The sequence below is a fragment of the Pseudomonas sp. WS 5146 genome (assembly GCF_012985495.1).
In the GTDB taxonomy this organism is placed as follows: domain Bacteria; phylum Pseudomonadota; class Gammaproteobacteria; order Pseudomonadales; family Pseudomonadaceae; genus Aquipseudomonas; species Aquipseudomonas edaphica.
This window is the reverse complement of record NZ_JAAQWL010000004.1, coordinates 534,785-541,250: the sequence shown is the minus strand read 5'-3', so window position 1 is coordinate 541,250 and position 6,466 is coordinate 534,785. Positions and strand designations below refer to the sequence as shown.

Genomic DNA, 6,466 nt, shown 5'->3' with positions numbered 1-6,466 from the left:
GTTTTTATTCAGATGAAGACTATATTTTTTACATTGATACATTAGCCGTGCTTGCTGAATTGTATGGCTGTAAAGTTCACGCATTGTGCTTGATGACAAATCATGTTCATTTGTTGTTGACTCCCAGTTGCTGCGCAGGGGCCGGCTTGCTTATGAAGGGACTGGGGCAGCGCTACGTTCAATATGTCAATCGAACATATCAACGAAAGGGGCACGTTGTGGGAAGGCCGTTTCCGCTCCTGTTTGGTTCAACAAGACAACTATGTTTTAGGTTGCTATCGATATATCGAAATGAACCCGGTCATAGCCGGTATGGTTGCTCATCCGGGCGACTATCGCTGGACCAGCTATAGGGCAAACGCACAGGGCGAGCTGTCAGGCTTTATAAGCCCGCATGCGGTTTATAACGAATTAGGTAGCGGCACCGCGCAACGAGCCGAAGCTTACCGGTCTATATTCAATGATCGACTTTCACTTGGGCTGATAGAACAAATTCGATCTTCTATAAACGGTAATTACGTTTTGGGCGATCAGAAGTTTGCGTCCGAGATCGCGCAGGCATTAGGTAAAAGAGTTTCGCAGGGCGTGTCAGGACGCCCAAAAAAGTATAAGTTAAAAGAATAGTGGTCTGACCCCTATTTTCCCGCATTTAATAGAGCGAAAATGATCATGAATCACGTTTATATGCGACATAAAAACGATAGACGCTTGGTTCTGTTATGCGATAAAAATTACAATCCCATTTCAGAGGAATATATTGGTAAAAACGAACCAAGAAGCAAGGCTTTTTATGTTGGGTTTTGCGACGGGTTTATCGGGGTTTATTCCTCAGTTGAAGGGCCGGTTTTATTTATAAATGATTGCAAGTATTTATTTGCTGATCCCTCATGGAATATTCGGGTTCAAAGAAATTTAGGTGTAAATGAAGTTAGTTTCGTCGGTTTAGGTCAAAGCAGCCTTGTATTCGAATATTCAGCTGTGGAACTTGATCCAGTAGATCCATGGTCAGAGGAGAAATTCGATGATTTCTTCATCTGGCTAACAAATAAGAGGCACGATCAAGAATTTATCGAAATGTGGACAGAGAACGATTAGAGAATAGGGGTCAGACCACGGTTTTTGCCTTTTATAGTTCGGCGGAGTTACTCTTTAAAAATATGATTTATTTTTTGTAATTATTCTATTTTGTTAGCCTGGTGATTTGAAGGAAAAAATCGGTTTCAAGCTACGGCTTTTTAATTTAAGAGGGAATAGGGAGCAGGCCATATTTTTTAAATCAAGTATTAATAGTGGTCTGACCCCTATCTTATGCTATTTTATGCCTATTTTATCGTGGTACCTCAGTTACGCTCATGAACTCTAAATATCCTAAAGCTCAAATTGCTGTGGATGGGGATCGTATTATCACGGTTGTTAATCCGGTAAAGAAAAAATGACGATAGATAATTTGATTGAGCATCTTGATAGATTTGTGAGTGGTTCTAATATTTCGGTTCAATGGGCAAAAGATACGGAAACCCTTCTGGATGAAATTGAAGAAAATGAAGGTTTTGGTAAGTTTGAAAATCTCTTTGATGAGCTGCAGGAAAAGCTCTCGCTTTATCGGCCTGGAGGCGGCGAGCATCTTATAGATGAGTTCGAAATGAAACTGTTTTGTGTAAGGGTTGTTTCAGCACTTTTAGAAGCGAGGTAGGCAATAGGGTCAGTCCGATATTGTCCTGCTGTAAAATGGTGCAAAAGGGCCGGGTTCTGCTGGTACGGGCACGACCGCGGGTAGTGATGTTGCAAGTACAACGCCTAAAGCTGGTGTTTTTTGGAATAAAACAACAGTTCTAGATAGGACTGTCTATCAAGGCAATAGGGGTCAGACCACGGTTTTTGCTTTTTATAGTTCGGCGGAGTTGCTCTTTAAAAACATGATTTATTTTTTGTAATTATTCCAATCTGTTGGCCTGTTGAAGGGCGGCTAAGCTGTAAGCTCTTTTTCAGTTAGGGGTTTATATGGCTCGCCGTCCTAGGGTTTTACTGCCGGATATCCCGTTGCATATTATACAGCGGGGAAACAATCAGTAGAGAAAGGGGAAGGATTTATTTAATTTTCCGAGCCCTTTGTTGCTTAAATAAATCTGTCCCCTTTTCGCCTATAACCGCTTGATATGTGAGCCTAGGAGTCGTCTTGAAAATACTTTTGTTGACCCTTTTTTCTGCTCTATTGCTGAGTGGCTGCGGCTCTGCGCGCTATGAGAAGCCTATCCCCTACGACCAGGCCACCACCGCACGTATCCGTCTTTTTGGGAATAACGGCTTGCCTGTCGCCATCAACCCCGGGCAAGACTGCGCGTCGAGTAAAGAACCTCTTTTTGCCTACGGTTATACCGTTGCGGATAAGGTCAATTCCACCTTGGGGCAACACACCAAGCGAAGTGTCGGAATGCCCGCCTCCTGGAGGAGCGAGCACCTGAGCTATGGCGAGTCTTATGCCGAGTTTGTGATCCCTGCGGGTGTGCCGTCTGTGGTTGTGATGAAGATGGTTGCCGCCGAGGCGTCTTGTGTGCCTGATCCACGTGTATTTGTTCCTGAGGCGGGTAAAGATTATGAGGCGTACCTATACAGGCAAGACTGGCAGTGCGGTGGCGTGATTCGACTGCTCTCTGATCTGGAGACGCCTGGTGCTATCGCACACGTTCCGTCGAATAGTTGCGGGAGAAAATAAAGGTAACTGGCGGGCTGGGCCGGCAGCTGTTCATGCTTTTCGCGCAGCGCCAAGGTTGCATAGGTGACAGGCCACTTTTACTGCCCAGGCGTGGCCCGCACCTACTCACTGCCTCACCGTTAACAGGGCAACTCGTCAGCCGCCCTGTCGCGGTCAGTTGACGCTGTTAAGTCTGCGAATGATGACATCCAGCAAATCACACCCATCGCGCAGCGGTATAGCCAGTAGTTGAGCGAAGTCTTGAAGCACCACAGCATCACTGCTGAGTTGTTCGCGGAAGGCCAGGTTTTCCAGCAGTTGCGTGACGGCGCGAATCCGGTACGCGGCGGCGTCGTGGAGCACGTCGAGGGGCGCGCTGGTGTCGATAAGCAGAGCGGGGACGGTGCAGTCGTGGCCCGTTAGGGGCATGTATTGGTTCATTTTTCAGTACTCTGTTGGTGGATTAAGCCACCACGCATTCGTCGCCAAACGAATGGGTGGCAGCTGTACGCAGGTTGGCGAACCGGAACAGAGTAACCGGCAGACCCGAAGGTCTCCCGCGCACAGCCGCCATAACATGCACAGCTTTGCGGGTGCAAAAACACCTGCATGGAAGCGGGTTGCTTTTGCACTCTGTTGTCAGGTCGCCAAACCTGATCGCCATATGGGCGACGGGCCGGACTATAAGCCCCGCACCCAAACCCACGCAAGGCATCAACGCCCTGACTCAAACCCCCGCGTCCTATCCCCAACCCCCACCGACGCCAACGCTTCCCGCCGTCTGCTCACGGGTATTACGCAAATCCCCAGTCGTTTCGGGAAGCGTCCTACCGCAAAAGGAACCATTTCCCTCAAGCCCGGGTCTTTACCCCGCCCACCCGCAACCGGTCGGGCTGCATGGACTGCAGCGTTTTCAAAATACATTAAGGACTAATGTGAACCTCGCCTCCCCATTCCCTTTTCTGCCATCACTGGCTGCGGTGCGATTGCCCGCGCCTGTGGTTCAGCAAAGTGCCTTGGGGGAATGCATTCGGATCATCTGATCCCTCGCTCAGTACACCTACAGCCGCCGGGCGTATTGGCGGCTTTGACTGTAGTTCATGGAGTTTGAAATGAAGCGCAAGCCGTTCCAGAAAACCCTGCTGGCCCTGATGGTCAGCGCAGGCGCCGCGCATGTTGCTGCGGTGGAATTCGACGTGAGCAGCGGCCAGAACAAGTGGAAAGGTCAGGTGTTCAACGAGCCTGTCACCTTGGTCGGGTCGCGCAATGTGGTGGCCACCCAGCGTAATGTCGATGGGGCCAGTGTTGCCGAGACTAATGTTCAGGGTTCGCTGATCAACCGTGCCGACTACAACATTGATGGCAGTGGCCTCAACATTCGTGGTTTTGTGGTGGATGGCGCGCTGGACTCTGATCTGCGTGCCCGTGGCGGCACGATCACCGGTGATGTGATCCAGGCCGGTACGATCAGGCTCACCAACCAGACCTGGGCCGAAGGTTTTGAGGTGGGCGCCGCGAACATTGGCGGCAGCGTGATCAACTCCGGGACTATCGTCGCCGTTGACGTGCCGGGGTCGGACAGTGACGGCGAGGGCATGTACCTCAATGGTACGACCGTCGGTGGTGACGTGATCAACTCCGGCCTGATTGATGTCACTTCCATCTACGGCTACGGCCTGATCCTGGACACCCATAACAACATGCCGGTGACCGTCGGCGGCAAAATCCTCAACTCCGGCACCATCCGCGTCACGGGTGAAGAGGCGTTGGGCATTGAAGTTGAAACCGACACCAGTGACCTGCGTATAGAAAACAGCGGTGTGGTGACGGTCAACGGTGGCATGGCCAGGGCCGTACAGTTCAACTCCGGCACCTTCGATTACTTGCTCAACACCGGCACGATTGAAGCCAACGGCGCCAATGCGGTGGCTGTGCATCTGACTGGGGCGACCTTTACCCAGAACCCGCAGTCGGGCGCGCGCGGCGTTATCAACCGTGGCCTGATCAGTGCCGACAGCACCGCGATCCTGGTCGATGCCCGTGACCAGACTTCGCCGTTCGAGATCAACCAGCAAGCAGGCGAGATCCGCAGCAAATCCGGCACGGCCATCGACGCCGCCAACCTTGCCACGTTGAACTGGACGGGCGGCAAAATCACCGGTGACCTGCTCAACCTGAGCGCGGTGAATGTCGCCGGCCAAGCTGATTTTGTCGGCAATCGCATCATCGCGCCGGTGTCGATCAATTCCGGCTCGCTGAACCTGGCCGCGCCCGGTACCACGATCAGCGGCAACCTCAATGTGGCCAGCGGCGCGGGCATTGATATGCACCTGGCCGATAGCGTGGTGCCGACCACGCCGTATCTGTCGGTTAACGGCACGGCCAATTTCGCCCAGGCGTCGAAGCTCACGGTGAGTGCGCAGCCAGGCGACTTTGCGCGCACCAATAACGGCACCCAATACACGCTGTTGCAGGCCACCAGTGTGCAGAATAACGGCCTGTCGGTTGCTAGTTCGTCATCGCTGCTCAACGTGCTGAGCTACTCGGCGGATGCGCAAACGGTCAAGGCTGTTGTCGCAGTTAAAGACAACCAGCAAGTGCAGCAGGAACTTGCCGGTGCAGGTGCCAGCGCCGCAGCGGCCACGGCGGTAAATACGTTCAAGAACGATGTGCTCGGCGGGCTCAACCAGAACGACCCTGTGTTCCAGTCCCTCGCCAACGCCGGGACTGCGCAACAGCTTGCTCAAGTGAGCGAGCAGCTCAAGCCGGACGTGAACCGTGGCGCGCTGGATGTGGCGTTGTCGGGGCAGACTGTTATCAATGGCGCAATCTTCAACCGCCTTACCGACCAGCGCGAAGGCCATCAAACCGGCGGCGTGTGGGTGCAGGGTTTGAGCAGCAACATGGACCAGGATGGGCGCGGCGGTAACAACGGTTACTCGGCCAACAGCAGCGGCATGGCCGTGGGTGTGGACGGGCGTTTGAACGACACCACCACCCTGGGCGTGGCTTACAGCTACCTCAATTCCAACATCCATTCGGACCTGGGCAACAAGACCGATGTGGAGGGCCACGCGCTGTCGCTGTATGGCAACTGGGCGCTGCAAAACTGGTTTGTCGATGGCAGCCTCAGCTACGGCCACAACGACAACGACAGCAAGCGCCATGTGGCGGGCACCACGGCCAAGGGCAGTTACGACAGCAACGTGTTGGCAGCCAGCGTGATCGGCGGCTACAGCTTCAAGCCATCGCAGGCGGTGGTGATCGAGCCACGCGTAGCGGCGCGTTATGCCAATGTGCGCATGGACGGCTACGACGAGAAGGGTTCTTCGGCGGCGCTGAGCACGCGTTCGCAGCGTTATGAAGTGGGTGAGTTGGGCGCCGGTGTGCGTTTGGCCGGCAACTTGCCGATGGGCGCAGGCAGCCTGCAACCGGAAGCGACCTTGATGGCGTATCACGACCTGATGGGTGATCGCGTCGCGCAAACCTCCAACTTTGTGGCGGGTGGTGCGGCGTTCACCACCACCGGCGCGTCGGTGGCGCGTGACAGCTACGAGGCGAGTGTGGGCGTGAACTACCAGGTGTCGGACTTCACCGTGGGCGCCAGCTACACCCGCCAAGCGCGCAGTGGCTTTGACGCCGATGGCGTGATGCTCAAAGCGCGTTACGCGTTTTAAGCCCTGTGGGAGCGGGCTTGCTCGCGAAAGCGGTAGTCCAGTCGATACATGCACTGGCTGGCACACCGCCTTCGCGAGCAAGCCCGCTCCCACATTT

Annotated in this window: 6 protein-coding genes and 1 pseudogene; 6 read left to right on the top strand and 1 reads right to left on the bottom strand. The window is 53.7% G+C overall.

The window, feature by feature from the left end; all coding sequences use genetic code 11:
• Positions 1 to 92 precede the first annotated feature (92 nt).
• The 5 genes and pseudogenes from HBO41_RS29850 to HBO41_RS14640 all read left to right on the top strand — a co-directional run.
• A pseudogene (locus tag HBO41_RS29850) lies at positions 93 to 146 on the top strand (hypothetical protein); the annotation flags it as partial.
• A 37-nt stretch (positions 147 to 183) separates the two neighbouring features.
• On the top strand, positions 184 to 624 hold the full coding sequence (locus HBO41_RS14655) for a hypothetical protein (RefSeq protein ID WP_262380347.1): 441 nt from the start codon (positions 184 to 186) through the stop codon (positions 622 to 624).
• 45 nt (positions 625 to 669) lie between these two features.
• On the top strand, positions 670 to 1,095 hold the full coding sequence (locus HBO41_RS14650; protein WP_169986739.1) for a hypothetical protein: 426 nt from the start codon (positions 670 to 672) through the stop codon (positions 1,093 to 1,095).
• Between the two features lie 337 nt (positions 1,096 to 1,432).
• Positions 1,433 to 1,693 carry a hypothetical protein gene (locus tag HBO41_RS14645; RefSeq protein ID WP_064450128.1) on the top strand — a complete coding sequence of 87 codons (261 nt, stop codon included), beginning with the start codon at positions 1,433 to 1,435 and terminating at the stop codon, positions 1,691 to 1,693.
• A 483-nt stretch (positions 1,694 to 2,176) separates the two neighbouring features.
• Positions 2,177 to 2,713 carry a hypothetical protein gene (locus tag HBO41_RS14640; RefSeq protein WP_169986737.1) on the top strand — a complete coding sequence of 179 codons (537 nt, stop codon included), beginning with the start codon at positions 2,177 to 2,179 and terminating at the stop codon, positions 2,711 to 2,713.
• 153 nt (positions 2,714 to 2,866) lie between these two features.
• Here the strand turns inward: HBO41_RS14640 and HBO41_RS14635 are convergent, their stop codons facing one another.
• Positions 2,867 to 3,121 carry a hypothetical protein gene (locus tag HBO41_RS14635; RefSeq protein WP_017136667.1) on the bottom strand — a complete coding sequence of 85 codons (255 nt, stop codon included), beginning with the start codon at positions 3,119 to 3,121 and terminating at the stop codon, positions 2,867 to 2,869.
• A gap of 683 nt (positions 3,122 to 3,804) precedes the next feature.
• Here HBO41_RS14635 and HBO41_RS14630 point away from each other — a divergent pair.
• Positions 3,805 to 6,369 (top strand): autotransporter outer membrane beta-barrel domain-containing protein, encoded by a 2,565-nt coding sequence (locus HBO41_RS14630; protein WP_169986735.1) that lies wholly within the window; start codon positions 3,805 to 3,807, stop codon positions 6,367 to 6,369.
• Positions 6,370 to 6,466: the final 97 nt, after the last annotated feature.